Annotated in this window: 21 protein-coding genes and 1 pseudogene; 15 read left to right on the top strand and 7 right to left on the bottom strand. The window is 40.6% G+C overall.

Annotated features, from left to right (window positions below; translation table 11 throughout):
- Positions 1 to 143 precede the first annotated feature (143 nt).
- The gene (locus MTP24_RS09060) at positions 144 to 2,366 is read right to left on the bottom strand and encodes an NADP-dependent isocitrate dehydrogenase (RefSeq protein WP_006792880.1); all 2,223 of its coding nucleotides are present in this window, start codon (positions 2,364 to 2,366) and stop codon (positions 144 to 146) included.
- Between the two features lie 513 nt (positions 2,367 to 2,879).
- Positions 2,880 to 3,098: a cold shock domain-containing protein CspD gene (cspD, locus tag MTP24_RS09055; protein WP_006792879.1), complete on the bottom strand. Its 219-nt coding sequence runs from the start codon at positions 3,096 to 3,098 to the stop codon at positions 2,880 to 2,882.
- Between the two features lie 208 nt (positions 3,099 to 3,306).
- Between cspD and clpS the strand changes: the two genes are divergently transcribed.
- Positions 3,307 to 3,615 carry an ATP-dependent Clp protease adapter ClpS gene (gene clpS / locus MTP24_RS09050; RefSeq protein WP_021032429.1) on the top strand — a complete coding sequence of 103 codons (309 nt, stop codon included), beginning with the start codon at positions 3,307 to 3,309 and terminating at the stop codon, positions 3,613 to 3,615.
- A 68-nt stretch (positions 3,616 to 3,683) separates the two neighbouring features.
- Positions 3,684 to 5,945 carry an ATP-dependent Clp protease ATP-binding subunit ClpA gene (gene clpA / locus MTP24_RS09045; protein ID WP_010556376.1) on the top strand — a complete coding sequence of 754 codons (2,262 nt, stop codon included), beginning with the start codon at positions 3,684 to 3,686 and terminating at the stop codon, positions 5,943 to 5,945.
- Positions 5,946 to 6,137: 192 nt separating this feature from the next.
- On the opposite strand, the gene infA is transcribed toward clpA, so the two are convergent.
- The 4 genes from infA to trxB all read right to left on the bottom strand — a co-directional run bounded on the left by infA (position 6,138) and on the right by trxB (position 8,909).
- Entirely contained in the window at positions 6,138 to 6,356 is a 219-nt protein-coding gene (infA, locus tag MTP24_RS09040) for a translation initiation factor IF-1 (RefSeq protein ID WP_002962494.1), read from the bottom strand.
- A 90-nt stretch (positions 6,357 to 6,446) separates the two neighbouring features.
- The gene (locus MTP24_RS09035) at positions 6,447 to 7,151 is read right to left on the bottom strand and encodes an arginyltransferase (protein WP_243533698.1); all 705 of its coding nucleotides are present in this window, start codon (positions 7,149 to 7,151) and stop codon (positions 6,447 to 6,449) included.
- Positions 7,144 to 7,860: a leucyl/phenylalanyl-tRNA--protein transferase gene (gene aat, locus MTP24_RS09030; RefSeq protein ID WP_243530725.1), complete on the bottom strand. Its 717-nt coding sequence runs from the start codon at positions 7,858 to 7,860 to the stop codon at positions 7,144 to 7,146. Before aat ends, MTP24_RS09035 begins: the two co-directional genes overlap by 8 nt.
- 98 nt (positions 7,861 to 7,958) lie before the next feature.
- Complete coding sequence (gene trxB / locus MTP24_RS09025) at positions 7,959 to 8,909, bottom strand: thioredoxin-disulfide reductase (RefSeq protein WP_006792874.1); 951 nt, start codon at positions 8,907 to 8,909, stop codon at positions 7,959 to 7,961.
- 289 nt (positions 8,910 to 9,198) lie between these two features.
- Between trxB and pssA the strand changes: the two genes are divergently transcribed.
- On the top strand, positions 9,199 to 10,524 hold the full coding sequence (gene pssA / locus MTP24_RS09020; RefSeq protein ID WP_058428805.1) for a CDP-diacylglycerol--serine O-phosphatidyltransferase: 1,326 nt from the start codon (positions 9,199 to 9,201) through the stop codon (positions 10,522 to 10,524).
- A 69-nt stretch (positions 10,525 to 10,593) separates the two neighbouring features.
- On the opposite strand, the gene ald is transcribed toward pssA, so the two are convergent.
- Positions 10,594 to 11,715 (bottom strand): alanine dehydrogenase, encoded by a 1,122-nt coding sequence (ald, locus tag MTP24_RS09015; protein ID WP_243530721.1) that lies wholly within the window; start codon positions 11,713 to 11,715, stop codon positions 10,594 to 10,596.
- Positions 11,716 to 11,857: 142 nt separating this feature from the next.
- Between ald and lrp the strand changes: the two genes are divergently transcribed.
- The 12 genes and pseudogenes from lrp (at position 11,858) to MTP24_RS08955 (ending at position 25,930) form a co-directional block, all read left to right on the top strand.
- Positions 11,858 to 12,337: a leucine-responsive transcriptional regulator Lrp gene (gene lrp / locus MTP24_RS09010; RefSeq protein ID WP_006792871.1), complete on the top strand. Its 480-nt coding sequence runs from the start codon at positions 11,858 to 11,860 to the stop codon at positions 12,335 to 12,337.
- Between the two features lie 157 nt (positions 12,338 to 12,494).
- The gene (locus MTP24_RS09005; RefSeq protein ID WP_008127237.1) at positions 12,495 to 14,993 is read left to right on the top strand and encodes a DNA translocase FtsK 4TM domain-containing protein; all 2,499 of its coding nucleotides are present in this window, start codon (positions 12,495 to 12,497) and stop codon (positions 14,991 to 14,993) included.
- On the top strand, positions 14,990 to 15,616 hold the full coding sequence (lolA, locus tag MTP24_RS09000) for an outer membrane lipoprotein chaperone LolA (RefSeq protein WP_243530718.1): 627 nt from the start codon (positions 14,990 to 14,992) through the stop codon (positions 15,614 to 15,616). Before MTP24_RS09005 ends, lolA begins: the two co-directional genes overlap by 4 nt.
- Positions 15,609 to 16,952, top strand: coding sequence for a replication-associated recombination protein A (locus tag MTP24_RS08995; RefSeq protein WP_243530715.1), 1,344 nt, complete (start codon positions 15,609 to 15,611; stop codon positions 16,950 to 16,952). Before lolA ends, MTP24_RS08995 begins: the two co-directional genes overlap by 8 nt.
- The gene (gene crcB, locus MTP24_RS08990; RefSeq protein ID WP_010556384.1) at positions 16,945 to 17,325 is read left to right on the top strand and encodes a fluoride efflux transporter CrcB; all 381 of its coding nucleotides are present in this window, start codon (positions 16,945 to 16,947) and stop codon (positions 17,323 to 17,325) included. Before MTP24_RS08995 ends, crcB begins: the two co-directional genes overlap by 8 nt.
- A gap of 9 nt (positions 17,326 to 17,334) precedes the next feature.
- The gene (serS, locus tag MTP24_RS08985) at positions 17,335 to 18,639 is read left to right on the top strand and encodes a serine--tRNA ligase (RefSeq protein WP_089347797.1); all 1,305 of its coding nucleotides are present in this window, start codon (positions 17,335 to 17,337) and stop codon (positions 18,637 to 18,639) included.
- A gap of 564 nt (positions 18,640 to 19,203) precedes the next feature.
- Positions 19,204 to 19,476, top strand: a pseudogene (locus MTP24_RS08980) (integrase core domain-containing protein); the annotation flags it as partial.
- 305 nt (positions 19,477 to 19,781) lie between these two features.
- On the top strand, positions 19,782 to 21,224 hold the full coding sequence (locus MTP24_RS08975; protein ID WP_243530712.1) for a hypothetical protein: 1,443 nt from the start codon (positions 19,782 to 19,784) through the stop codon (positions 21,222 to 21,224).
- A gap of 21 nt (positions 21,225 to 21,245) precedes the next feature.
- Positions 21,246 to 21,866: a penicillin-binding protein activator LpoB gene (gene lpoB / locus MTP24_RS08970; protein WP_243530709.1), complete on the top strand. Its 621-nt coding sequence runs from the start codon at positions 21,246 to 21,248 to the stop codon at positions 21,864 to 21,866.
- A 221-nt stretch (positions 21,867 to 22,087) separates the two neighbouring features.
- Positions 22,088 to 23,494: a DUF6844 domain-containing protein gene (locus tag MTP24_RS08965; RefSeq protein ID WP_243530706.1), complete on the top strand. Its 1,407-nt coding sequence runs from the start codon at positions 22,088 to 22,090 to the stop codon at positions 23,492 to 23,494.
- A complete protein-coding gene (locus MTP24_RS08960; protein ID WP_243530704.1) occupies positions 23,478 to 24,686 on the top strand; it encodes a hypothetical protein in 1,209 nt (402 codons plus the stop codon). Before MTP24_RS08965 ends, MTP24_RS08960 begins: the two co-directional genes overlap by 17 nt.
- Positions 24,687 to 25,501: 815 nt before the next feature.
- Positions 25,502 to 25,930, top strand: coding sequence for a retropepsin-like aspartic protease (locus MTP24_RS08955; RefSeq protein ID WP_243530701.1), 429 nt, complete (start codon positions 25,502 to 25,504; stop codon positions 25,928 to 25,930).
- The last annotated feature ends 23 nt before the right edge of the window (positions 25,931 to 25,953 follow it).

The following is a 25,953-nucleotide window of genomic DNA, read 5'->3' as shown; positions in this document are numbered from 1 at the left end:
AGTAAGCGTTATATCAACCCGACAATTGGGATTTCATTAAGCGAGTTGATATTAACTTTAAAAGGTCGCATTAAGCGGCCTTTTTCATAGGCATAAAAAAACCGCTTACTTTTAAAAGTAAGCGGTTTTATTTTTACTATTTATTACACTAATTTAGCAAGGATATCGTTAAATGTAGTGCTTGGACGCATTGCTTCAAAAGCGGCTGCGTCGTTAGGCTGGAAGTAACCACCTAGTTCAACTGCTGGGCCTTGAGCATCGTTTAATTCGTTTACGATCGCGTCTTTATTTGCCTCTAAATCGCTCGCAATTTGAGTGAACTGTGCTTTAAGTTCGCTATCATCATTTTGCTTAGCAAGCTCTTGAGCCCAAAATAAAGATAAGAAGAAATGAGAACCACGGTTATCAATTTCTTTAACTTTACGTGAAGGCGATTTGTTTTCAGCAAGGAAAGTACCCGTCGCTTTATCAAGCGTATCTGCAAGTACTTGAGCCTTGTTGTTACCTGTAGTTACACTTAAATGCTCTAGTGATGCTGCAAGTGCTAAAAACTCACCTAAAGAATCCCATCGTAAGTGGTTTTCTTTTTCAAACTGCTGAACGTGCTTAGGTGCAGAACCACCTGCGCCAGTTTCAAATAAGCCACCACCGTTCATAAGTGGAACAATTGAAAGCATTTTAGCACTTGTGCCCAGCTCTAAAATTGGGAACAAATCTGTTAGGTAATCACGTAGTACGTTACCTGTTACAGAAATAGTATCTTTACCTTCTTTAATGCGACCTAAAGAGAATAAAGTGGCTTCAAGTGGAGCTAAAATTTGAATATCTAGGCCAGCTGTGTCGTGATCTGGTAGGTATTTATTTACTTTTTTGATTAGCTGAGCATCGTGTGCACGATTTTCGTCTAACCAAAAAATAGCAGGAACGCCAGTAGCACGTGCACGGTTAACAGCAAGTTTAACCCAATCTTGGATTGGTGCATCTTTAACCTGGCACATACGCCAGATATCGCCTTGCTCAACACTGTGCTCAAGTAGCGTATTACCTGCTGTATCAACTACACGAATAGTACCCGCTGCTTTTGCTTCGAACGTCTTGTCGTGTGAACCGTATTCTTCTGCTTTTTGAGCCATAAGGCCAACGTTTGGAACGCTACCCATTGTCGTTGGATCAAACGCACCGTGTTCTTTACAAAAATCAATAGTTGCTTGATAAACGCCAGAGTAACAACGATCAGGAATTACAAAACTTGTGTCTTGTAATTTACCGTCATTGTTCCACATTTGACCGCTTGAACGAATTGCAGCAGGCATAGATGCATCGATGATCACATCACTTGGCACGTGTAAGTTTGTGATACCACGGTCAGAATCAACCATAGCAATAGCAGGGCGCTCAGCATATACAGCTTGAATATCGGCTTCAATTTCAGCGCGTTTAGCATCGTCTAATGTTTGAATTTTAGAGTAAACATCGCCTAAACCGTTATTAACATCAACACCTAGCTCTTCAAAAAGCTCACCGTGTTTTGCAAATACGTCTTTATAGAATACTTTAACAGCGTGACCAAATATAATTGGGTCAGACACTTTCATCATTGTCGCTTTCATGTGAAGCGAGAATAAAACGCCTTTTTCTTTAGCAGCATCAATTTCAGCAGCTAAAAAAGCCTGTAGCTTAGCAGCACTTATGCGAGAAGCATCAATTACTTCACCAGCTAGTAGTGGTGTGCTTTGTTTAAGAACAGTTGTATCACCGTTTGTAGCAACATGCTCGATGCGCACGTCAGTTGCTTCTTCGATAGTTGTTGATTGCTCTGAACCAAAGAAATCGCCTTCGCTCATGCTTGCAACGTAAGAGGCAGAGTCTTTGCTCCACGCGCCCATTGAATGTGGGTTATTGCGTGCGTATTCTTTTACAGAACCAGGTGCACGTCGGTCAGAGTTACCTTCACGTAATACAGGGTTTACCGCACTACCTTTAACTTTGTCGTATGCAGCTTGGATTGCTTTTTCTTCGTCGTTTTTAGGCTCTACAGGGTAATCTGGAAGGGCATAGCCTTTTGCTTGAAGCTCTTTTATTACAGCGCGTAACTGTGGAACTGAAGCACTAATGTTTGGAAGTTTGATGATATTAGCTTCAGGTGTTTTTGCAAGCTCACCTAGTTCAGCAAGTGCATCACCAATACGTTGTTCTTCTGTTAAATAATCAGGGAAGCTAGCAATTACACGACCTGCTAATGAGATATCGCGAGTTTCAACTTCAACACCTGCTGCATTTGTATATGCTTGGATGATCGGTAGCAACGAGTAAGTTGCTAGTGCCGGAGCTTCGTCCGTTTTTGTATAGATAATTTTTGATGTCATCATCATTCCTAGATAGTCGGCCATTTGGCCTTATTCAACAATGCAAAGAAATCATTAAAGCTGAAAGAGTACATATCATAGTGTTTTAATACATACGTTCAGATAATGAATAGTTTGTTAGGTGTTGGTACTCGTGAAGCTTTACAGTTAAAGCAGAATAGTCACACCTGACGAACTGTGGTCATATTTATAGCTAAAAATATAATAAAAATAAATTAGCCTTTAGACTAGTATATTTTATGTGCTCAGCAAGTTGAGCTAGTTGCTATGTTTTGCCTAATTTTTAGCACCAAGAGTGTAACAAGCTTGAATACAAAGGGCTAGAGTTTGAGCCTGCTCACAAGCAGTTAAACGGTCAACTCTTAGAATATTGGGGTATATGAAATAAAATCAAGGATGAGGGTTGAAAATAAAGAAAAAGAAACAATTTATATCGATGAAGGGTAAATAGAAGTGTGAGGAATTAAGCGAGGAGCCTAATAGGTCGCTCGCTTTAGTCGAATAAAACAACCGTCACTCTAAAATGTCGCCGTCTAAGGCAATATTTTTAGCGTGCAAGCCCTTAGGGCCTTGTTCTAATTCGAATGTTACATCTTGTCCAGCTTTAAGCGTTTTATAACCGTCCATTACAATTGTAGAGTAATGGGCGAAAATATCATTCTCGCAGCCGTCTTCAACGATGAAACCAAAACCTTTAGCATTGTTAAACCATTTAACTTTACCACAAGCCATACTTCTACATCCTTCAATAAGTTGACTAATTTAGTTATTCTAAACCATATTATTTGCTAGACTGATTAAGGATTAATCAATCTATGTTTGACTGTAGTTTATTTAATCAATCAGTCAAGCTTTTTGAGCTATTTTTTAACATTTTATTTATTTTTTATTCAAGTTTGCTTGAGTTCCTAAGACAAGACTATATTTAATTATGAGTGGTATGAAAGATTCAGGTGTTATCGATACAGTTCGCGACAGTGAAAAGCAAAAGCTACAGCCGCCGCGAAAATACAAAGTTGTTTTAAATAATGACGATTACACGCCGATGGACTTTGTAATAGAAGTTTTAACGACGTTTTTTAATATGGATAGCGATAGAGCAACCGACGTGATGCTTCAAGTTCACGAAAAAGGTAAAGGCATTTGTGGCGTTTACAGCGCTGATGTAGCTTATACCAAAGTTGAACAAGTTAACCGCTACTCGCGTGATAACGAGCATCCGCTGCTTTGTAGTTGTGAGCAGGAATAAATACCAACTAGGGTGATCACACACCTGTTTGTTGTGGTATACATTATTATCTCAGTAAGGGGTTGCCAATGCTAAACAAAGACTTAGAACTTACATTAAATGCCGCGTTTCGTGAAGCGCGCACTCGCCGTCATGAGTTTATGACTGTCGAGCACCTTTTACTTGCGCTATTAGATAACCCTTCTGCTTCAGAAGCGCTAAATGCGTGTGGTGTTAACATTTCAGGCTTAAAATACGAATTGCTTGAATTTATTGATGAAACAACACCGGTTATCCCCGATTTAGAAGAAGAGCGTGAAACACAACCCACGCTTGGTTTTCAACGAGTATTACAGCGTGCGGTGTTTCATGTTCAATCATCAGGTAAAAACGAAGTTACCGGCGTAAATGTGTTGGTTGCTATTTTTTCTGAGCAAGAAAGCCAAGCCGTTTATCTGCTTAAGAAAAATGATGTTTCGCGCTTAGACATTGTTAACTTTATTTCTCATGGGATTTCAAAAACCGATGATGATTTAGGCGACGATACGGACGACATAAACGAAGAAGTGCAAGAAGTTCAAAATGAAGAGGTCAGCAAGCTAGACAGCTTCACTACTAACTTAAATGCGCAAGCACGCGATGGTAATATTGATCCATTGATTGGCCGTGACAGTGAAGTTGAACGTGCGGTACAAGTGTTGTGTCGTCGTAAAAAGAATAACCCATTGCTTGTAGGTGAAGCGGGAGTGGGTAAAACAGCAATTGCTGAAGGGTTAGCTTATCGTATTGTTAACGAGCAAGTTCCTGAAGTGATTGCAGATGCAGTGGTTTACTCGTTAGACATGGGCGCATTGCTTGCTGGTACAAAATACCGTGGCGATTTTGAAAAACGTTTTAAAAGTTTATTAAAAGAGCTACAAGCAAAACCAGGCTCTATTTTATTTATTGATGAAATTCACACCATCATTGGGGCAGGCGCTGCGTCAGGTGGCGTTATGGATGCCTCTAACTTACTTAAGCCATTACTTTCAAGTGGTAAGCTCCGTTGTATGGGGTCAACTACTTACAATGAGTATAAAAATATTTTTGAAAAAGACCGTGCATTAGTTCGTCGTTTTCAAAAAATTGATGTACTTGAGCCAAGTGTTGCCGATACCACTAAAATTCTAAATGGCCTGAAAGATCGTTATGAAGAACACCATGGTATTCGTTACACACAAAAAGCGTTAAAAGCCGCGGCGGAGCTGAGTGCTAAATACATTAACGAGCGTCACTTACCTGATAAAGCCATTGATGTAATTGATGAAGCCGGTGCAAACCAGCGTTTGCAGCCAAGCTCTAAACGTAAAAAAACCATTGGTGTATCAGACATTGAAATGATCATATCCAAAATGGCGCGCATTCCACCACAAAATGTATCGTCATCGGACAAAGAAACGCTTAAAAATATTGACCGTAATCTTAAAATGTTGGTGTTTGGTCAAGATCAGTCAATTGATGCACTTACATCGGCAATCCGTTTGTCACGTTCAGGGCTAACAAGTGAAGAAAAACCAGTGGGTTCTTTCTTATTCGCTGGTCCAACCGGTGTTGGTAAAACAGAGGTAACTAAGCAGCTTGCAAAGTGCATGGGTGTTGAGTTTATTCGTTTTGATATGTCGGAATATGTTGAGCGTCATGCAATTAGCCGCTTAATTGGTGCACCGCCAGGTTATGTTGGTTTTGAGCAGGGCGGTTTGCTAACCGAGGCTGTTATTAAGAACCCTCATGCGGTGGTTTTACTCGATGAGATTGAAAAAGCGCATCCAGATATTTACAACATTTTATTGCAGGTAATGGATCACGGTACATTAACCGACAACAATGGCCGTAAAGCTGACTTTAGAAATGTTGTGCTGGTAATGACCACTAATGCCGGCGTGCAAGAAACAACTCGCAAGTCAATTGGCTTCAGTGAGCAGGATCATACACACGATGCAATGGGTGAAATTAACAAAACATTTTCACCAGAGTTTAGAAACCGCTTAGATAACATTATTTGGTTTAACCATCTTGAACGTGAAGTTATTTTGTTGGTGGTTGATAAATTTATTGTTGAACTGCAGGCACAGCTTGATAAGAAGTCGGTTAATTTTGAATTGACCTCTAAGGCACGTGAATGGTTAGCTGAAAAAGGCTACGATAAAGCGATGGGTGCACGCCCAATGGCGCGTGTTATTCAAGAAGAGCTCAAAAAGCCACTCGCAAACGAAATACTGTTTGGTAAGTTGGCTGATGGCGGCACAGTGAAGGTGTCGGTAAAAGACAAGAAAATCCGTTTTGATTACGAAAGTAGTTTAACACCAGCATAAACGGCATAAGACTCTAAATGGCTCGCTTGTAATACCGGGCCATTTTTTATTTTAGGCAACAAAAAACCCAGCAAAAGCTGGGTTTTTTGTTTATTAAATGTAATTGCTAGTCAAAGTCCATCAATTACATTTAATAAACGCTTAAAGCTAGTTATGCACTAGCCAAAAACTAAATCTCGTTTACGCACTTACTTAGCGAGCACGGAATACGATACGACCTTTCGATAAATCGTAAGGAGTCATTTCTACCGTTACTTTATCGCCGGTTAAAATACGGATATAGTTTTTGCGCATTTTACCTGAAATATGAGCCACAACTACGTGACCATTTTCTAGCTCAACTCGGAACATTGTATTTGGTAAAGTATCAAGGACAGTCCCTTGCATTTCGATTACGTCTTCTTTCGCCATGTTTAGCGTAACACCTCTTTAATAGTTAAACGCTGCAGATTTTGCCCAAAATACACCAATAAGTAAAGGCACAGGGGCTATATTTGCAAATTAAATAGCCACCCACTCATCATTAAGCTGTTTTTGTGCGGGTAAAAACTGAGTTTTATACTTCATTTTGGTGCACTCATCAATTTGATAGCCCAAATACACAAATTGTTTATTTTGCGCTTTAGCAAATTTTAGCTGCTCTAATATCATAATTGATCCTAGGCTATAGTGCTCAAAGTCAGGGTCAAAAAACGTGTAAATAGCAGAAATAGCGTTGTCCATACAATCGGTTACAGCTACACCTACTAAAGTGTCTTGATGCCAAAGTTCGATAAATGTGATTTCAAGCCAACTGCAAAATAAAAAGCTTTGAAATTGTTCAGGCTGTGGTGGGTACATGCTGCCGTCTTGATGGCGCATAGTTATATATTTACTGTACAGCGGATAATACTCTGCTCGTTCGCGAGTAGAGTAAGTGACCGTAAACTGTGTTTTTGCTTTGTTTAGTTTACGTTTTTGTGATTTTGATGGCATAAATTCTTGCGCTAAAACACGAACAGAGTTACATGCACTGCAAACGGGGCAGTGAGGGCGGTATATTTGGTTACCACTGCGCCTAAAGCCGACTGCTAACAAAGATTCGAACTTTTCTGAGCAATAATAAGTGGGATCTAATATGACTAATAGTTGCTCGCGCCTGTTGGGCAGATAACTACACGCAAATTCTTGGCTTAAACCAACACGGGCTGTTAGGTTTTCATTCATAGATTGCAATAAGTTCCTGTGGTTCCCACATAGTAGGATTAACTTTATAGGTAAGTGCAGTGTTAAGTTTAGCTAAAAAATCAGTTCGAGGAATAACTTTTGCTCCCAAACTCATCAAATATGGGTTTTCGAGTTGGCAATCAATAAAATGAGCGTCATGGTTTTCTAACCAATTCACAAGCGCCCACATAGCTAATTTAGAACAATTAGTTTGATGATGAAACATCGATTCGCCACAAAACACACCATTTTGCATAATTCCATACAGTCCACCTGCAAGCTCTCCGTTGCGCCACACCTCTAAGCTATGCGCTACGCCTGCATGATGAGCATTTATGTAAGCACTAAGCATATCAGTAGTGATCCAAGTACCGTCGGTATCAATGCGTTGGTCACGGCATGCTTCAATAACTTCAACAAAGGCGTTATTAACTGTCACTGTTACGGGGTATTTTTTTAGGTGCTTACGTAAACTTTTACTAACATGAAACTCATTTAACTCCACAATGCCACGTTCACTTGGTGACCACCACATAATAGGTTCGTTATCGCTAAACCAAGGAAATATACCATTACTATAAGCATTGCAAAGGCGAGCTAGGCTCAAGTCACCACCCACAGCTAGTAGGCCGTCTGGAGAAACTAATGCATATTCTGGATTGGGAAATGCTATATCTGTATCACTTAGTTGGTATAGCTGGTTAGTCATAACGTGTTTACTTTTTATAATTTGTTTTAAAAGTGTAACTATATTTTAGGCGTAAAAAAAGGGGCTGATTGTTCAGCCCCTTTTATAAAAAATAAACGTTATAGGTTGTCTAAATAGCGCTCTGCATCAAGGGCTGCCATACAGCCTGTTCCAGCAGATGTAATCGCTTGACGGTAAATATGGTCAGACACGTCACCTGCAGCAAAAACACCTGGTACGCTTGTTTGCGTTGCGTTACCGTTAAGACCTGACTCAACAACTAGGTAGCCGTCTTTCATTTCTAGCTGGCCTTCAAACATATCTGTGTTTGGTTTGTGGCCAATTGCTATAAATACACCCGCCAAATCTAAATCTTCAGTAGCATCAGATGCTACATCTTTAATGCGAATGCCTGTTACACCCATTTGGTCGCCCAAAACTTCGTCTAGTGTACGGTTGTAGTGCATTACCACGTTGCCGTTTGCCGCTTTTTCAGTAAGACGATCAGCAAGAATTTTTTCACTACGGAAACTATCGCGACGGTGAATTACATGGACTTCATCAGCAATGTTAGATAAGTATAGTGCTTCTTCAACAGCGGTATTACCACCACCAACTACTGCTACTTTTTGACCTTTATAGAAAAAGCCATCACATGTTGCACACGCCGATACACCACGACCTTGGAAGTTTGTTTCAGACTCTAAACCTAAGTATTTTGCAGATGCGCCTGTAGCAATAATAAGTGCATCGCATGTGTATGTACCTTGATCGCCAGTTAGTGTGAAAGGGCGTTTAGAAACATCAACTTTATTTATGTGGTCAAACACAATTTCGGTTTCAAAGCGTTCAGCATGCTCTTTCATGCGGTCCATAAGTGCAGGGCCTGTTAAACCGTGTGCATCACCCGGCCAGTTTTCAACTTCAGTGGTAGTAGTCAATTGACCACCTTGTTGCATACCTGTAATTAAAACAGGGTTTAAATTTGCACGGGCTGCATACACTGCAGCTGTGTAACCAGCTGGGCCAGAGCCTAAAATTAGTAGCTTACTATGTTTTGCTTCAGTCATGATATTTTCCTAAACGATTCTATACGGTCATTAATGCGCTCGATTCTAAGAAAAACAAGGCAGAAGTAAACAAAATCTGAGATTATTTTTTTTAGTAAATCGAAAACCTGTTCATTTTTATGTACTAAACAAACATACTTTTCCGCCTTGCAGGGTAAACTAGCTCAATAAATAGACTAACAAGCAACAAAACGTCGTTAATTCATGACCACTTTGATTTTTTTTGTTATGTTTTACCTAATTTTGATTTGTCACTGATAGATTATGTGACCTAAATGAATAGGCAACTATGTTATTTTGGCAGGAAAAACCCGCATTTGGGTTGACTTCAAAAGACGTTAACGTCTTAACCAATGCGCAAGATTACCGCACACAATTACTTAATTTAATCGCTAACGCAAAAAAGCGCATTTATATTACTGCGCTTTATTTGCAAGATGATGAAGCAGGCCGCGAAGTTTTAGAGGCATTACACAATGCGTCTTTAGCCAACCCTGCACTTGAAGTAAAAGTACTGGTCGATTTTCATCGTGCCCAGCGTGGGCTTATTGGTGCTGAGAAATCAGACGGGAACGCAAGTTTATACTGTGACTATCTAGAAAAATTTAAATCAAATGTACAAGTATTTGGTGTACCGGTAAAAGCGAAAGAGCTGTTTGGTGTATTACACCTAAAAGGTTTTGTAATAGACGACACGTTGCTTTACAGCGGTGCTAGCTTAAATAATGTGTATTTACAGCACAGTGACCGCTACAGGCTTGACCGTTACTTTTTAATTACGCAAAAAGGCCTGTGTGACTCTGTAATAGACTTTATTGAATCAAAGCTATTGAGTTCAGTGGCAGTGCCTCGTATCGACACGCGTCCGCTCAAGCGATTAATTGACTTTAAACTTGAACAAAAGCAATTAATGCGTGATCTAAAAGCAGCAAGTTATAAGTCGGCTGAGCAAGCAAGCAATAATGCGTTAAATATTCGCTTGTTTTTAGGGCTTGGGCGTCGTCATAACGAACTTAATCGTATGATTAAAGCGCTTTTTGATACAACAGAGCGTGAGTTAGTACTTTATACACCGTACTTCAATTTTCCTGCGCCGCTTATGCGTTCGTTACGCAGGCTTTTGAAACAAGGCAAACATATTACAATTGTTGTGGGTGATAAAACCGCTAATGATTTTTATATGCCACCTAGTGAGCCGTTTAGTAAAATTGGTGCGTTGCCTTATTTATACGAAACTATTTTGCATAAATTTGTTAAAACACAAAAACGCCATATAGATAACGGTAACTTAAATGTATACCTTTGGAAACACGACAATAACTCTTTCCATTTAAAAGGAATATGTGCCGATAGATCAAAGCATTTATTGAGTGGGCATAACCTAAACCCACGAGCATGGGGCTTAGACATAGAAAACGGGATATTAATTGAAGATCCTGAGCAAACTATTATGCAAGCAATTGATAACGAAAAGCATGAAATTCTTAAGCACTGTCGCCGACTAACAGGGCCAGACGATTTAGAAACCATGGAAGATTACCCTCAGCCAGTTAAAAAGTTACTTGGCCAAGCAAAACGGGTAAAAGTAGACTTTATTATTAAACGGTTTATTTAGGTTTAATTTTAAATTAGACATAAAAAAAGCAGCTTTATAGCTGCTTTTTTTATTGGTACAAACGCTTAATTAAGCGTTTTCAACCGCTGTACGTGGGTCAACGTAATCCATGTTAAATGCTTCAGCAACTTCTTTGTACGTTACTTGGCCTTTAATTACATTTAAGCCTTTTAGGAAGTTAGCGTCGTCTAGCAATGCCTTTTTGTAACCTTTGTTTGCAAGGTTAATGATAAACGGCAATGTTGCATTGTTAAGTGCAAATGTAGACGTACGAGGAACAGCACCCGGCATGTTAGCAACACAGTAGTGAACAACTTCATCAACGATGAAAGTAGGATCAGCGTGTGTGGTTGCTTTAGAAGTTGCGATACAACCACCTTGGTCGATTGCAACGTCAACAATAGCAGCGCCAGGCTTCATTGCTTTGATGTGCTCTGCTGTTACAAGCTTAGGAGCAGCAGCGCCAGGGATTAGTACGCCACCAATTACTAGGTCTGCTTCTAGTACGTGTTTTTCAAGTGCATCAGCTGTTGAGTAAATAGCTTTAACTTTATTACCAAACTGTGCGTCAAGTGCACGTAGTACATCGATATTACGATCAAGTACTACAACATCAGCACCTAGGCCTACAGCCATTTGTGCAGCGCTACGACCAACCATGCCGCCGCCGATAACAACAACTTTAGCTGGCTCAACACCAGGTACACCGCCTAGTAACATACCACGACCGTGGTTAGATTTTTCAAGGGCTTGTGCACCGGCTTGGATAGACATACGGCCAGCTACTTCACTCATTGGCGCTAAAAGTGGTAAACCACCACGAGAGTCAGTTACTGTTTCATAAGCAATACAAATCGCTTTGCTCTTAACAAGGTCTTCAGTTTGTGGAAGATCCGGTGCAAGGTGAAGGTAAGTGAAAAGAATTTGGTCTTCACGAAGCATTGCACGTTCAACTGCTTGTGGTTCTTTTACTTTTACAATCATGTCTGCGTTTGCAAAAACGTCAGCCGCAGTTGCTAAAATGTCTGCACCTGCTTGGGTGTAATCTTCATCTGTAAAACCAATGCCCATACCTGCATTTGTTTCTACAATCACTTGGTGGCCGTGATTAACTAATTCACGAACACTAGCAGGAACCATACCTACGCGGTATTCATGGTTTTTGATTTCTTTAGGTACACCAATAATCATAACATTTGCCTTATTAAGAACGGATTGAAATTTTTCACTATTATATTCATGACAAGCCAGTGTGTCTCACCTTTTTTAAATACCAAGCTAGTGTTATTATCTAAATAATAAAAATAAACAGAATAAAAAACTAGTGAGCCTTATGCATCAGTTATTAGACAGAATAGACCGTAAAATTTTGATGGAATTACAACATGATGGGCGTCTTTCAAATGTTGAACTGGCCCGACGAGTTGGCCTGAGTGCCACGCCCTGCCTAGAGCGCGTAAAAAAGCTTGAGCGAGAAGGTTACATACTCGGATACAAAGCGGTGGTCGATCCGGCTAAGTTAGGGCAGGGGTTATCGGTGTATGTAGAAGTTACGATTACCAAAACCTCGCCAGACGTATTTGACGAGTTTAGTGCAGCCGTGAAAAAGCACGAAGAAATAATAGAATGTCACCTAGTGTCGGGTAATTTTGATTTCTTACTTAAAACGCGTGTTAATGATATGTCAGAATACCGTGGTGTATTAGGAGACATTCTTTTAAAGTTGCCAAACGTGAGTGAAAGTCGCACCTATGTAGTTATGGAAGAAGTTAAAGGTGAAGACGGCGTAATTATTCGCCCTTACATCGCATAAGTTTAACTGTTAAAGGTAAACAGGCTCTAATTTATAAAAACGTGTTCATAATCAGGCCATACACATTAAGATAAAGTGCATCAAATTGCATTTCCTGCTAAGGTATTTGACTGCTGTTGAAGTGTAATAAATAGAATAATAAGAGGGATAGGAAGTTATGCGCCTAAACGGTGTGCAAAGACTATTAGAAACAGGGCTGATTATCAGTACCTTTGCTGCAATATTTATTTTATGTGCCTTAATCAGTTTTGACCCGGCAGATCCTTCGTGGTCACAAACCGGCGAATTTAGAAACGTAAAAAATATTACAGGCACCGCCGGTGCTTGGGTTGCCGATATACTGCTGCTTACTTTTGGGTGGCTTGCGTATTTAGTTCCGGCGGCGATTCAGTTATTCGGCTATTTATTGTTTAAACAGCCGCACCGTATTTTACAGCTTGATTACACAACATTAGCCCTTCGCATTATAGGCTTAGCCCTGTTTGTGACCTCAGCTACGGCAATTAGCAGTATTAACTTCGACGATATTTATAATTTTTCATCAGGCGGGGTAGTGGGAGATGTCATTGCGACTGCCATGATGCCGGCGTTTAATTTTACCGGCACATCAATTTTGCTATTGTGTTTCTTTTTTGCAGGATTAACCCTTTTAACAGGCGTGTCGTGGGTTGATTTTGTAGATTACCTAGGCGATTTAATGGTTAGGTTGTATCGCTTTATTACTTCGTACATAAAAGGTTGGATAAACAGAGAACGAATTGCTGCAAACACAAACAGTGACAATGCAGATGCTCAGTTTAACGACGACCTCACAGAGCAGCTTGAAGCGCCAGTAGAGGCAAAAAACGACGCACCTCAAAAAGCCATTAATAAACCGCAAACGCCTTTTACAGAGCCACATATCAGCGACGACTACAGCCCATTTGATGAGCTTGACGATATACTCGATCAAGAAATTGGCTTTAGTGCAATAGATGATGAACCAATGGATACGGCAGCGGCATTAAACGCGCTTGATCAAAGCCAAGTTGTAGAACCTGAAAAACCAGTAACAACCGTGGTATCGCCAGCAAGGCCTATGCCAAAAGCAAAGCCTGCGTATCAGCCACCACCAACAGCAAAAGAAAAGTTTGAACAACTGCTTGACCAAGAGCCGCCACCAGGCCCATTACCGTCGCTTGATTTACTCGACAGACCCGATAAAGCTAAAAACCCAATTTCGCAAGAAGAGCTCGATGTTGTATCTCGCCTTGTAGAGACAAAACTTCTCGACTTTAACGTACAAGCTACAGTAGTTGGTGTATATCCTGGGCCTGTTGTAACGCGATTTGAGCTTGATTTAGCACCGGGTATAAAGGTGTCTAAAATTACCGGTTTATCAAAAGATTTAGCCCGCTCGCTTTCAGCTATTAGTGTACGTGTTGTTGAAGTTATACCGGGTAAAACTTACATAGGCATAGAGCTGCCTAACAAACACCGTGAAATAGTTCGCTTGTCTGAAGTAATAAATGCGCCTAAATTTGAGCAAAATCCATCACCGCTTACCATGGTGTTAGGTAAAGACATTGCAGGGCAACCTGTGTGTGCCGATTTAGGTAAAATGCCACATTTATTGGTAGCTGGTACAACGGGCTCGGGTAAGTCAGTGGGCGTTAATGTAATGATATTAAGCTTACTGTATAAATCTGGCCCAGATGATGTACGTATGATCATGATTGACCCTAAAATGCTTGAACTTTCGGTTTACGAGGGTATACCGCATTTATTATGTGAAGTGGTTACCGACATGAAAGAAGCGGCTAACGCGCTGCGTTGGTGTGTAGGTGAAATGGAACGTCGTTATAAATTGATGTCAGCGTTGGGTGTGCGTAATTTAAAAGGTTACAACCAAAAAGTACTTGATGCCAAAGAAGCGGGCTACCCCATTATGGACCCACTTTTTAAAGACACAGACGGTATGAAGGACGGCCCCGACGAGCTTGAAAAACTACCAAGCATTGTTGTGGTAATTGATGAGTTTGCCGACATGATGATGATTGTTGGTAAAAAAGTAGAAGAACTTATTGCACGTATAGCGCAAAAAGCACGTGCAGCAGGGATTCACTTAGTACTTGCCACTCAGCGTCCATCGGTTGATGTAATTACAGGCTTAATTAAAGCCAATATACCAACGCGTATGGCGTTTCAGGTATCAAGTAAAATAGATTCGCGCACCATACTTGACCAGCAAGGAGCCGAAAACTTACTCGGTATGGGTGACATGCTTTATTTACCGCCAGGCACAAGCGTGCCAGAGCGTGTGCATGGCGCATTTGTAGATGACCACGAAGTACACGCAGTCGTTAACGATTGGAAAGCGCGTGCTAAACCTAATTACATAGATGAAATTCTTAATGGCGATGCCACTGAAGATATTTTACTACCCGGTGAAGCAAGTGAAAGTGCAGATGAAGAGTCAGACCCACTTTACGACGAGGCGGTCGCATTTGTAATTGAGACAGGCAAGGTATCGGTTTCATCAGTACAACGTAAGTTACGCGTAGGCTATAACCGTGCAGCACGCTTAGTAGAACAAATGGAAACATCAGGTATCGTAAGTTCACCAGGTCATAATGGTGCTCGCGATGTATTAGTACCTAATGGAGCAAACCAATGAAAAAATTAAACAGTTTATTATTAGTATTAAGTGGCTTAATTGCCGCACCGAGTTTTGCAGACGACAGCCAAGCACTGCAAGACAAACTGGCAACACTTAAAAGCTTTAAAGCGCAGTTTGCACAAAAAGTAACAGACAAAGAAGGCCAAGCCGTAATGCAAGGCGAGGGTACAATCGCCCTTAAACAACCTATGATGATACGCTGGGAACAAACCAACCCAGGCGATACTTTATTTGTATCTAATGGTGATAAAACCTATTACTTCGACAGTTTTGCTGAGCAAGTAACCATAATGAATACTCACAGCTTAATAGACTCAACGCCGTTTGTATTACTTACCTCAAAAGACCCTGCACAATGGGAAAAATACAGTGTTCAAGCAACAGACTCAGGCTATAGTGTTACGCCAAATAAAGGCGTAGAAAGCCAAGTAGAGCAGTTAGATATTACGTTTGTGGATAACCAAGCAGGCCTTGCAACATTAGTAGTGACAGATAACTCGGGCCAACTTTCATCGTTTACTTTTAACGATGCTAAAGTAAACACCGAGCTTGACGCCACAGTATTTGAATTTACACCGCCAGAAGGTGTTGAAATAGACGATCAAAGCCACGGTGAGTAATTTAGGCTTTAACTTTGGACCCGATGTACGCCCACTTGCGGCGCGAATGCGCCCAACAACGCTTGATGAATACATAGGTCAGCAGCATTTACTGAGTAGCGACAAACCTTTGCATCAAGCTATTGTTGCAGGGCGCTGCCATAGCTTAATTTTGTGGGGGCCGCCAGGGGTGGGTAAAACAACCTTGGCGCAAATTATAGCAAACCACGCCGATGCCGAGCTTATACAAATGTCGGCTGTGACCGCAGGCGTAAAAGATATTCGCGACAGCGTAACGCAAGCGCACGATAACCTACAAAGCCGCGGGCAACGCACTTTAATGTTTGTGGATGAAGTACACCGCTTTAACAAATCGCAGCAAGATGCATTTTTACCTCACATAGAAGACGGCACGTTTATATTTGTAGGCGCGACAACCGAAAATCCTTCATTTGCACTTAATAATGCGATTTTATCGCGTGCCCGCGTGTATGTTTTAAAGTCGCTCGCCGATAGCGACTTATACACAGTAATAGAGCGCGCACTTGAGCAAGATGAGCAACTAAACCAAAAAAACATAGTTATTGCTACTAACGCCAAACAGGCACTGTGCCAAGCAAGCGGCGGTGATGCCCGCAAAGTGTTAAACCTGCTTGAGCAAGCGGTTGATTTAACCACCGAGCAAAATGGCACATACAACGTAGATGAGCACGTATTAAGCCAAGTACTGCCTACCCATTTGGCTAAATACGATAAAGGCGGCGATGAGTTTTACGATTTAATCTCGGCTTTTCATAAATCGGTACGAGGCAGTTCACCCGATGGTGCGTTGTATTGGTATTGCCGTATTTTAGCCGGTGGCGGCGACCCACTTTATGTAGCAAGACGTTTACTTGCCATTGCCACTGAAGACATAGGTAACGCAGACCCACGGGCTATGGAAGTGGCATTAAACGCATGGGATATATTTCAGCGTGTAGGCCCAAGTGAGGGCGAACGCGCCATTGCACAAGCCACCTTATATTTGGCCAGCGCACCCAAAAGTAATGCGGTTTATATGGCGTTTAATCAAGCAAAAGCTGATGCCAAAAACGAGCCAAGTTACCCAGTGCCTGAGCATTTACGCAATGCACCAACCAACTTAATGAAAGACTTAGGCTATGGTGCTGAATACCGCTATGCGCATAACGAAGAGGGCGCCTTTGCCGCCGGTGAAAAATACTTACCACCAGAAATGGACGGCAAGGAATATTACCTACCAACCGATCGCGGCCTAGAGCAAAAAATTAAGCAAAAACTCGATTACCTAAAAGAGCGCGATGCGCAAAGCCCACATAAACGATACGAAAATGATTAAACTTTATATGATGATCGCCCTTGGCGGGGCTTCAGGTGCTTGTTTACGGTTTTTTATTAGCGAAACCATGCTAAAACTCCTTGGTAGGGGATTCCCTTTTGGTACGTTGGCGGTTAATATTCTGGGTTCATTGTTAATGGGCGTTTTATACGGTTTGATAGATAAACAAATTATCACTGTAAGCCCCGCTAAAACCCTTATCGGTATTGGCTTTTTAGGTGCATTAACCACCTTTTCAACATTCTCAATGGACTCGTTGTTGTTGTTACAACAAGGTCACTTTATTAAAATGGCCCTCAATATCATCTTAAATGTGATGGTCTGTATTTTTATGGCTTGGCTGGGCCTTCAGCTGGTAATGCAAAAAGGTTAAAAAACTAACATGTTAGATTCTAAATATTTACGACAAGACGTTGAGCAAACTGCAGCACGCTTAGCGGCTCGTGGCTACGAGCTTGATGTTGCAAAAGTGACAGAACTTGAAGAGCAACGCAAAACATTACAAGTAAAAACGCAAGAGCTTCAAAGTCAACGTAACGCCAGTGCTAAAGCCATTGGCCAAGCAAAAGCGAAAGGCGAAGACGCACAGCCGCTATTAGACGCAGTGGCAAACTTAGGCAGCGAATTAGACGCAACTAAAAAAGCACAAGACGAAGTACTCAACGCCATTAACGACATTGCTTTAGCAATTCCAAATTTACCAGACGAATCAGTACCAGAAGGCGCTGATGAAGACGACAACGTTGAAATACTTACCTGGGGCACGCCTAAAAAGTACGACTTTGAAGTAAAAGATCACGTGGACGTAGGCCAAGACCTAAACGGCCTAGATTTTGAAATGGGCGTTAAAATTAGTGGCGCACGTTTTACAGTAATGCGCGGCCAAGTAGCGCGTATGCACCGTGCACTTACGCAATACATGCTAGATACCCACACAGACACAAACGGCTATACTGAAATGTATGTACCGTACTTAGTAAATAGCGCAAGCCTATACGGCACAAGCCAATTACCTAAGTTTGCAGGCGACTTATTCCATACATTAGGCCTAGTAAACGACGACGGCGAGCAACAAGCTGGCTTTAGCTTAATCCCTACAGCAGAAGTACCGCTTACTAACAGCGCACGCGACGAGATTTACGAAGAAAGCGATTTACCCATTCGCTTAACTGCGCACACGCCATGTTTTAGAAGTGAAGCGGGCAGCTACGGTCGCGATACACGCGGCTTAATTCGCCAGCATCAGTTTGATAAAGTTGAACTAGTACAACTAGTAAAACCAGAAGATTCAATGCAAGCGCTTGAAGAGCTAACAGGCCACGCAGAGCAAATTTTACAAGCATTAGAACTACCATACCGTAAAGTAATTTTATGTATGGGCGACATGGGCTTTGGCGCAGCTAAAACATACGACTTAGAAGTATGGTTACCGGCGCAAGATACCTACCGCGAAATTTCGTCTTGTTCAAACATGGTCGATTTCCAAGCGCGCCGTATGCAAGCACGTTTTCGCCGTGAAGGTGCTAAAAAGCCAGAGTTACTACATACACTAAATGGCTCAGGTTTAGCCGTTGGCCGTACACTAGTTGCCATACTAGAAAACTACCAACAAGCCGATGGTTCAGTAGTCGTGCCAGAAGTATTACGCCCATACATGGGTGGACTTGAAGTGATTGGTAAAGCTTAGGGTTTAGCTATTAGTTTTTAGTTATAAGCTTTAAGTAGAAAAGCCGCTGTTTTAAACGAATAGCGGCTTTTTTGTTTTAGGGAAAAGGTTAAAGGTCAGACGAAAAAGTCTATGTTTTATATTTATTATTGCATTACTCTTTTGTTCAATATTACTGATCTCCATTATTTTGGTGTTTTTCTGCATTCATTAAATATAGATGAGAGCTAACTAATTGTTTACATGAGCTTATTCGCCGGTTAAATTAGAAATATTGGTAATATTTGGACATTTGTCGGTTTATAAAGCGACAAATGTCGGATACAAAATTGTTAGCCACAAAGAGGGAGTGTTAGTTTTGAGAAAATCTTGTATGTAATTATATTGATTATTGCCTTATCAGGTTGTGTCAGTTTTAAGCCGACCGTGCTGGAAGTAGCTCCGTTAAATTCAAGTTTAAAGGTGGTCGATAACAGGCCCCAAGCTTAAAAAGAGACGGAGATGTTGTCTTATATAGTTACTAGTTGTAATTATGGTATGCATCGTTTGGGTGATGAATGGACGAAGCCGAATAAAGTGCAGTTTTTAAAATCAGAACTATCCAAGTGTAGTGGTAATTGTTGGGACAATAACCCGATGGGGCGATTCTTTAGAAGTTTAAAAACAGAATGGGTACCAACAACGGGTTACCGCTTATTTATTGAAGCGGAAAATGCAGTCATTAAATATATTATTGGATATTACAACCAGGTTAGGCCTCATAGCTATAACGGTGGACCAATACAAAATGAGTCAGAGAAAAGATACTGGTTAGAATACAAATCCTTGGCCAAAATTAGTTTACGACTAAACACTTAGCGGCTAAAGCCGCCTAAACGTTATGCACTTCAGATTTGAATCCGCGTAATTAAGAAACTGACTTAATCTAAGTTTTATAAATTGTAAAGCCAAGAAAGCAGACTGAATTAGTAAGTCCTAGAAAATTGAGCAAAATAATTTCTATGATTCGGCTTGTTTTAAAAGTTGACAATGACGGTTTGTGGCTTATGATGTAAAATGTAAATTAAAAAAATCAAAAATAAAGGCTTTTACCAAGGACTGGTATCGTTCTAATACGTTCCATATTCTTAGCAGCCTACAGATATACTATATATGGAATGTTAATGAAAAAAATTGCAATTGCATCACTCACCACACTTTTACTCTCAGGTTGTGCTACAACTGACGGACAGAGCCCGCTGTCAAGCTTAACCAACTCCCTCACACCAGACTCTAAAATTAGTAAATTTGACGTCGTTCTGGCTAGCGGAAACTTAGTTGAAGCGAAGGAAATAGCGCTTGATCAAGCTGATTATGACGAAGAAGATAATGCTTTGGATGATCAGTTTTGGGGCATGCAGACTGCAAGTATATATCGGTTTGAAAAAAATTATGAAGCAAGCAATAAGTACTTTGACCTAATCGAAGATGTTATGTATCTCGAAGATACCGAGGGCATGGTGACTAATGTTTCTGAAACGCTGACAAGCTCATTGACGAATGACACGTTCCTAGACTACGAGCAAAGCGTTTACGATTCAATTATGGTGAACACCTATAAAGCGCTTAACTTCACTGCAATGGGGGACCTTCAAAATGCGCGTGTAGAATGGAACCGTTCAGATGATAGGCAGCGCAGAGCTGCAGATTACTTTGCTGGACGCATTAACGAGAAACGCGAAAAGCAAGAAGAAGAAGCAAAAAAAGAATTAGAGGAAAAAGAAGTTGCTAGCGATGCTGAGGTTAATGAAAGCTTGTCAAAAGCCGATGAGTTGTTAGCAGAACAAAACATTGATATGTCACAGTGGACAGCATATGACGGTTACGTAAATCCATTTTCTACGTTCATGCACGGTTTATTTTTCATGTTAAATGCACAAGACTCTTCAGATGTAAATAAAGCCGTAGACAGCTTTAAACGTGTGTCGAATATGATAGACACGAATGTCGCTACTGACACGCTTGCCCTTGCCCAAAACATTAGCAGTGGTAATACTTCTCTTGATTCTGTAACTAACATTTGGGTGATATTCGAAAATGGTGAAATGGCGAAAAAAGAGGAATTCAGAATAGACCTTCCCGTTTTTATAGTATCTGAGAATGTGAATTACGCAGGTGTTGCGCTTCCAAAGATTCAAGAGCAAATGGATCAATTTAGTTATGTATCGGTTAACGGTCAAATGAGTGAAGTTATAGCTGATATGGATAGAATCATTAAAGCTGAATTCAAGGAAGAGTGGCCGCTTATATTGGCCCGTGAAATCACGCGCTCTGTCGTAAAAACCGTTGTTCAAAAGCAAGTAAATGACAAAAATATTTGGCTTGGTATGGCAACAGGCGTTCTTCAAGCCGTTACAACGCAAGCTGACACAAGAACTTGGAGCGTCCTTCCAAAGAACTTCCAAGCACTTATGTTAGAGAATGATGGTTCGGGTCAAGTAACCATTAACTCACCTGGATTTAGCCAAGCATTATCAGTAAGCGTTGACCCGGCAAAGAAAAATATCATTTATGTAAAAGCCATAAACTCGACTCTGGCACCCTCTGTAGAAGTAATCTCTATTTAACACTTGTAAGGAAGTATCACAGTGAAGAAGATAATATTAGCAACCGTTCTGCCAGCCGTTATTTTGGTTAGTGGCTGTCAATCTACCACTAAATATGTTGACAGTGGAAATGAAAGTATCGCAGTGCTTGGGCTTTCTCAAAGAGATTTTGACCAAGCCGCTAATCAAGCATTAAACGATATCATCGCAAGCCCTTTGCTTGTGCATCCTGAGGCTGATAAAGGAGGCCGATATATTTTATCTATATATAACATTATCAACGACACCTCCCAGCGCATCGATACTGATCAATTAGTTAAGAAGATTCGTGTAGGTTTATTGCAAAGTGGTAAGTTCCTTACGACAACAGCCGTTAATTTTACTGGCTCAGGCCCTGAAGATACTAGTAGCACGAAGGTACGAGAGCTGAACGATTCCGCATTAATTAATAAAAACACAGTAAAGAAAAATGGTACAGTAATTTCGCCCGATTTTAGTTTGAGCGGTAAAATAATACAACGAACAAATAGGGTTAATCGCTCAGAGCAACTCGTCGAATATTATTTTCAACTCACTCTTACACAACTGGAGACTGGACTTGCGTATTGGGAAGGTGAATACCCAATTGCAAAAACCGGGAGTAATGATTCAGTGACGTGGTAAAAAATCTGCAAGTTTAATAATTGAGGAAGACTTTTTTATCAATTAATCAGAAGTCAGAAAGCCTTTAATAATTAAGCTTGCAGCCTTTATTATGCTTTTATGTGTTAACGCAAATTCAGCTATATCAATCTAAACAGTTATTTTATTCAATTCTTCTTTTGCGAGATGTGCACACCTAACTTATTCCATTTTATGATAGTGCAAAAGAACAAGGAAAATATATGAAAAGTTCATTAATACGACTAACAAGCCTATTTTTTCTCCTTTCCTCAATTAGTGCTGTTGCACAGGAACAGGTATCAGAAGAGGTCGACCTAATTATAGAAGATAAACAAGCACAGCAACCAGCTTCAAGCGCTGAGGCGACAGTCGAAGCGCATAATGAGCAACCAGAAGATGCCTATGCATACGTTGAAGAAAAAGCGCGAGAATATATAACTGAGAAGAGGCGCAAATTTACTTCACAAGGGAAACAAGTTTTTATTCACTCTGGTACTGCACTCATTAGGCTCAAACCTACGGAAGCTGGTTGGGCAGATGCCCGTGTATTGGCGTATACAGAAGCTCAACAAAAAGCGAGAGAAAAATTACTTAAACAGCTATATACGAGTGTTGCTTCAGAAACGGTAAGAAAGTCATTTAAGACGAACAAACTTCCAGAGTTCACTCAAGAGGAAATTCAAAGTCAAAGTCGGTTTGAAGCGCTTTTAAATAAAGTAGTCGCTTTAGCCGATGCCACAGTCGACTCACAGTTAGAAGAGCTTGGTGTTAACCCTAGCGAATATAACGCAGCTCCTCCTAATAAAAGAAAAGTCATGATGCAGAAGGCGATAACCCAGTCCGTTTCAAGCTCATCAAGAGGTGATATTACGGGGTCTCAAATAATGAAGTCCTTCGAGAAAACTGACGAAAATGGAAATACTGCTGTGTCGGTGATCGTTGCGACTTCAAACAAAAAGAAAAATTTCTTGGCCTCTCTTCGCAAGAGTAAAGGCAATATCGAACCTAGTCCAGAAAAAGCCAGTATGTCTGTTCAGGACTATTTAGAAAAATATCGCTCTAATTTTATGTATCAAATCGGAACGAAACTTCATTGGGATGAAAATGGTTATCCCGTTATTCTTTCTTATGGAATGTCAGGAAACGATTGTAATGTTTCTGATTATGAAGAATGTGCAGATAATCGAGAGTTTAGCTACCTAGACGCAGAGCTTAATGCATGGGCACACATAGCAGAAGCGTATAATTTAGTTGGTGAAGTTAACGCTTCAAGTTCAACAACAAGTGATAAATCCAGAACCGCGACAGCCTCATTAACTGACGGCAACACTACTGAAACGCAAGAGGAAACCGTAGCCAAAATTATCAAGGAAACGTCACAAAGCTCCAGAATGGCGTCGAGTGTGAAAGGATTGACCGGCGTTCAAGAAGCAACAAGATGGAGCGCAAAACACCCTGTGACGAACCGTGAAGTGAATGGTGTTGTACTTATATGGCACCCACTTGCTGAACAAGCGACAAGAGCATTTAAAGCGAACAAGGGTTTAAAAAAGAAATCCGCCGCGGGCAAAGTCAATTTCAAAGCAAAATCTGGCGAAAGTATAGAGGTTGATGATGAAGATTTTTAAACCATTAATTTTCTTACTGCTTGGGGTATCAACAACAGCATTGGCAGACGAGCGAATAGTTGAAGTTTCTGCCGTTGGCGCTACGAAGGACTTGGCTATTGAGGCTGGCTTGATTCAAGCCGTTGCGCAAGTGAATGGCACTAGTATCAATAGTGAAACCATACGAATAGCAAATCAAATTAGGACAAATGGAAAGTCCAACTCTAGTGTTGCGATGTCGAATATTACCGCCATGAAGACAAAGGGTCAGATCACTAGCTATGAAGTTATAGATTCGTTGTGCGATGAAGAATGTGAAGTCTTGCTAAATGTCGTTGTGCCTGTTTACAAGAGCCCCGGTCTGAATGTAAACAAACGGCGCAAGCTTGTGGTTGCACCATTCGCTGGCAGTGATGGCTATGCGTTTTCAAACAACCTGCAAAGTGCGTTAGTACAGACACGCCGATTCGCAATTTTAGACCGTCAACACAATAGCGATTACGAAGCAGAAAAGCGCCTTCTACTTAGCAGCGATTCGCCACTGAAAGAAAAAATGCGACTTGGACAAGTGTTAGGCTTAGATTATCTTGTTGTTGGGACTGCATCGTTTCAAGACAATTCTCATCAGTCAGAAAACGCTTTCACCGGCGAAACGTCATATGTCGAAAACGTAGTGTCTAAAATAGACTATAAAGTCATAAACCTCGCTACAAGACAAATAAAATGGCAAGATTCTGTGGCAATCAACGAAAATATATTAGACCCAATTACCGCGCAAATGATATCTAGAGGGATTGCCAGTGCTATCTATCCGATGAGGATAGTCTCTAATCAAAACGGCTCCATCACGCTTAACCAAGGAGGAACAAGCGTGAAGGTTGGAGAGCTTTATGATGTTTTTGACTTAGGGAAAAAGCTTATTGATCCTTATACAAAAGAGTCACTAGGGCGAGAAGAAATTTATGCTGGCAAAGTGCTAATTGACAAAGTTACAAGTAAAGTATCGTATGCAACGGTTATCGAAGGTAATCTTGAAACAATGCGACAAGGCGCTATAGTCAGACCTTCACTCGTTGAGTATTTAAACAACCCGGGGAATTTAGAACCGAAATCGACAGTAGAAGCGTCGGCGGCAGGCGGGATTTTAATTCCCGCTATGCAAAAAAAAGAACTGAAGCCTTCGCCAAATGGCGGTGTTGTTATTGACAATTAAGGTGAATATCAAGTAGGTGTAAACCCTAAGTTGACGTACTGATACGACTTCTAGCTCGCACAACACATTTTGTAACTCACAATACAACGTTTTTACGAGATTATCAGGTCAAACAATAATCATACGTTAACTCCATGTTTTCAAGTTGTAAAATTTTTTATAAAATTGGCTTTAGTTAAGTACTTTTTAGTGAAGAGCAAAATTTAATAAATGGCGCGCTAAATACGGCGGTATGAATGCGCCTTTAATGACACGCATAAAAGAGCTTGAAGTTGAAAATCGTCGTTGAAAGAAAATATATATTAACGAGCGTCTAAATTTTGAGGCTTTTCAAGAGGCAGTGACATAAAAGTGGCAAAGGGTTCTGAGTACAACAAATGCTTGAAAAGTCAAATAACGGAAATTCTACAGTTCGCCTCCATTAGAAATGGGGTATTACCCTGTTTTACCGTATTGGCTACTTTTGTCACTATGCACCATCTCTGTCATTTAAATTTGGCGAAACAGTGGTTAAATTCTCATTTATAACAGTGATCTGATTCCGAAAATATAAATAGGTAATTCTTGCTTATAAACATTAGAAGCGGAAATTATCTGGCTGTTATCCCGCTAAAAGCGAAGCGCCTCTGACTCTCTTTGTGCATTAATTTTCTTTAATATAATTAGTTTTTGTATCTTTAGTTTGAGAAATTACTGCCATATTTGAAATACAAAAGGGATGTAAGTGAAAAGTCACTTGCTTGCATATTTTTAAGGTTGTTTTAGAAGGCAACTGTAGTAGAGTGTTTGTAAATTAACCTAAATAAGGAACATTCATGGGACTAGCTAAAACCACAAGCATAAAATTTGAAGTAACAGAAACAGGGCATCAAATTATACAAGCTGAAATAAACGGGCATAAAGTAAATTTAATTTTAGATACAGCGGCGGGTGCATCTGTTTTAGATAGAGCATGTATTAAAAAGCTTGGAATACAAGAGGCACTAAGCGAAGAAAATGCCGCAGGTTTAGGTACAGCCGAACACGAAATGGGATTAATAGACGTTGTAAAATTTGAATTGGCAGGGCAGTTGTATGAAAGTACACAGTTTGTATCACTAGACCTAGACCATGTTCAGGCCGCTGGTGGTGGCAATTCAATACATGGATTATTAGGCTCGCCATTTTTTAGAAAATACCAAGCCATATTAGATTTTGGTACTAATACACTGACAATTAGAGAGCCATTGTCTGATTTTGATTGATAACAGCGGCTTACTTAAAGGCA

Source organism: Pseudoalteromonas sp. APM04 (genome assembly GCF_022809815.1).
Classification (GTDB): Bacteria; Pseudomonadota; Gammaproteobacteria; order Enterobacterales; family Alteromonadaceae; genus Pseudoalteromonas; species Pseudoalteromonas marina.
This window is presented reverse-complemented; position numbering and strand designations above follow the sequence as displayed.

Coding starts and splice junctions, on each gene's coding strand:
- MTP24_RS09035 (WP_243533698.1), bottom strand. CDS start 7,151: ATGAATGAAAACCTAACAGCCCGTGTTGGTTTAAGCCAAGAATTTGCG.
- MTP24_RS09005 (WP_008127237.1), top strand. CDS start 12,495: ATGCGCCTAAACGGTGTGCAAAGACTATTAGAAACAGGGCTGATTATC.
- MTP24_RS08975 (WP_243530712.1), top strand. CDS start 19,782: ATGAAAAAAATTGCAATTGCATCACTCACCACACTTTTACTCTCAGGT.
- trxB (WP_006792874.1), bottom strand. CDS start 8,909: ATGACTGAAGCAAAACATAGTAAGCTACTAATTTTAGGCTCTGGCCCA.
- ald (WP_243530721.1), bottom strand. CDS start 11,715: ATGATTATTGGTGTACCTAAAGAAATCAAAAACCATGAATACCGCGTA.
- infA (WP_002962494.1), bottom strand. CDS start 6,356: ATGGCGAAAGAAGACGTAATCGAAATGCAAGGGACTGTCCTTGATACT.
- MTP24_RS08955 (WP_243530701.1), top strand. CDS start 25,502: ATGGGACTAGCTAAAACCACAAGCATAAAATTTGAAGTAACAGAAACA.
- clpA (WP_010556376.1), top strand. CDS start 3,684: ATGCTAAACAAAGACTTAGAACTTACATTAAATGCCGCGTTTCGTGAA.
- crcB (WP_010556384.1), top strand. CDS start 16,945: ATGATTAAACTTTATATGATGATCGCCCTTGGCGGGGCTTCAGGTGCT.
- aat (WP_243530725.1), bottom strand. CDS start 7,860: ATGACTAACCAGCTATACCAACTAAGTGATACAGATATAGCATTTCCC.
- clpS (WP_021032429.1), top strand. CDS start 3,307: ATGAAAGATTCAGGTGTTATCGATACAGTTCGCGACAGTGAAAAGCAA.
- serS (WP_089347797.1), top strand. CDS start 17,335: ATGTTAGATTCTAAATATTTACGACAAGACGTTGAGCAAACTGCAGCA.
- MTP24_RS08965 (WP_243530706.1), top strand. CDS start 22,088: ATGAAAAGTTCATTAATACGACTAACAAGCCTATTTTTTCTCCTTTCC.
- MTP24_RS08960 (WP_243530704.1), top strand. CDS start 23,478: ATGATGAAGATTTTTAAACCATTAATTTTCTTACTGCTTGGGGTATCA.
- lrp (WP_006792871.1), top strand. CDS start 11,858: ATGCATCAGTTATTAGACAGAATAGACCGTAAAATTTTGATGGAATTA.
- lolA (WP_243530718.1), top strand. CDS start 14,990: ATGAAAAAATTAAACAGTTTATTATTAGTATTAAGTGGCTTAATTGCC.
- pssA (WP_058428805.1), top strand. CDS start 9,199: ATGTTATTTTGGCAGGAAAAACCCGCATTTGGGTTGACTTCAAAAGAC.
- MTP24_RS09060 (WP_006792880.1), bottom strand. CDS start 2,366: ATGACATCAAAAATTATCTATACAAAAACGGACGAAGCTCCGGCACTA.
- cspD (WP_006792879.1), bottom strand. CDS start 3,098: ATGGCTTGTGGTAAAGTTAAATGGTTTAACAATGCTAAAGGTTTTGGT.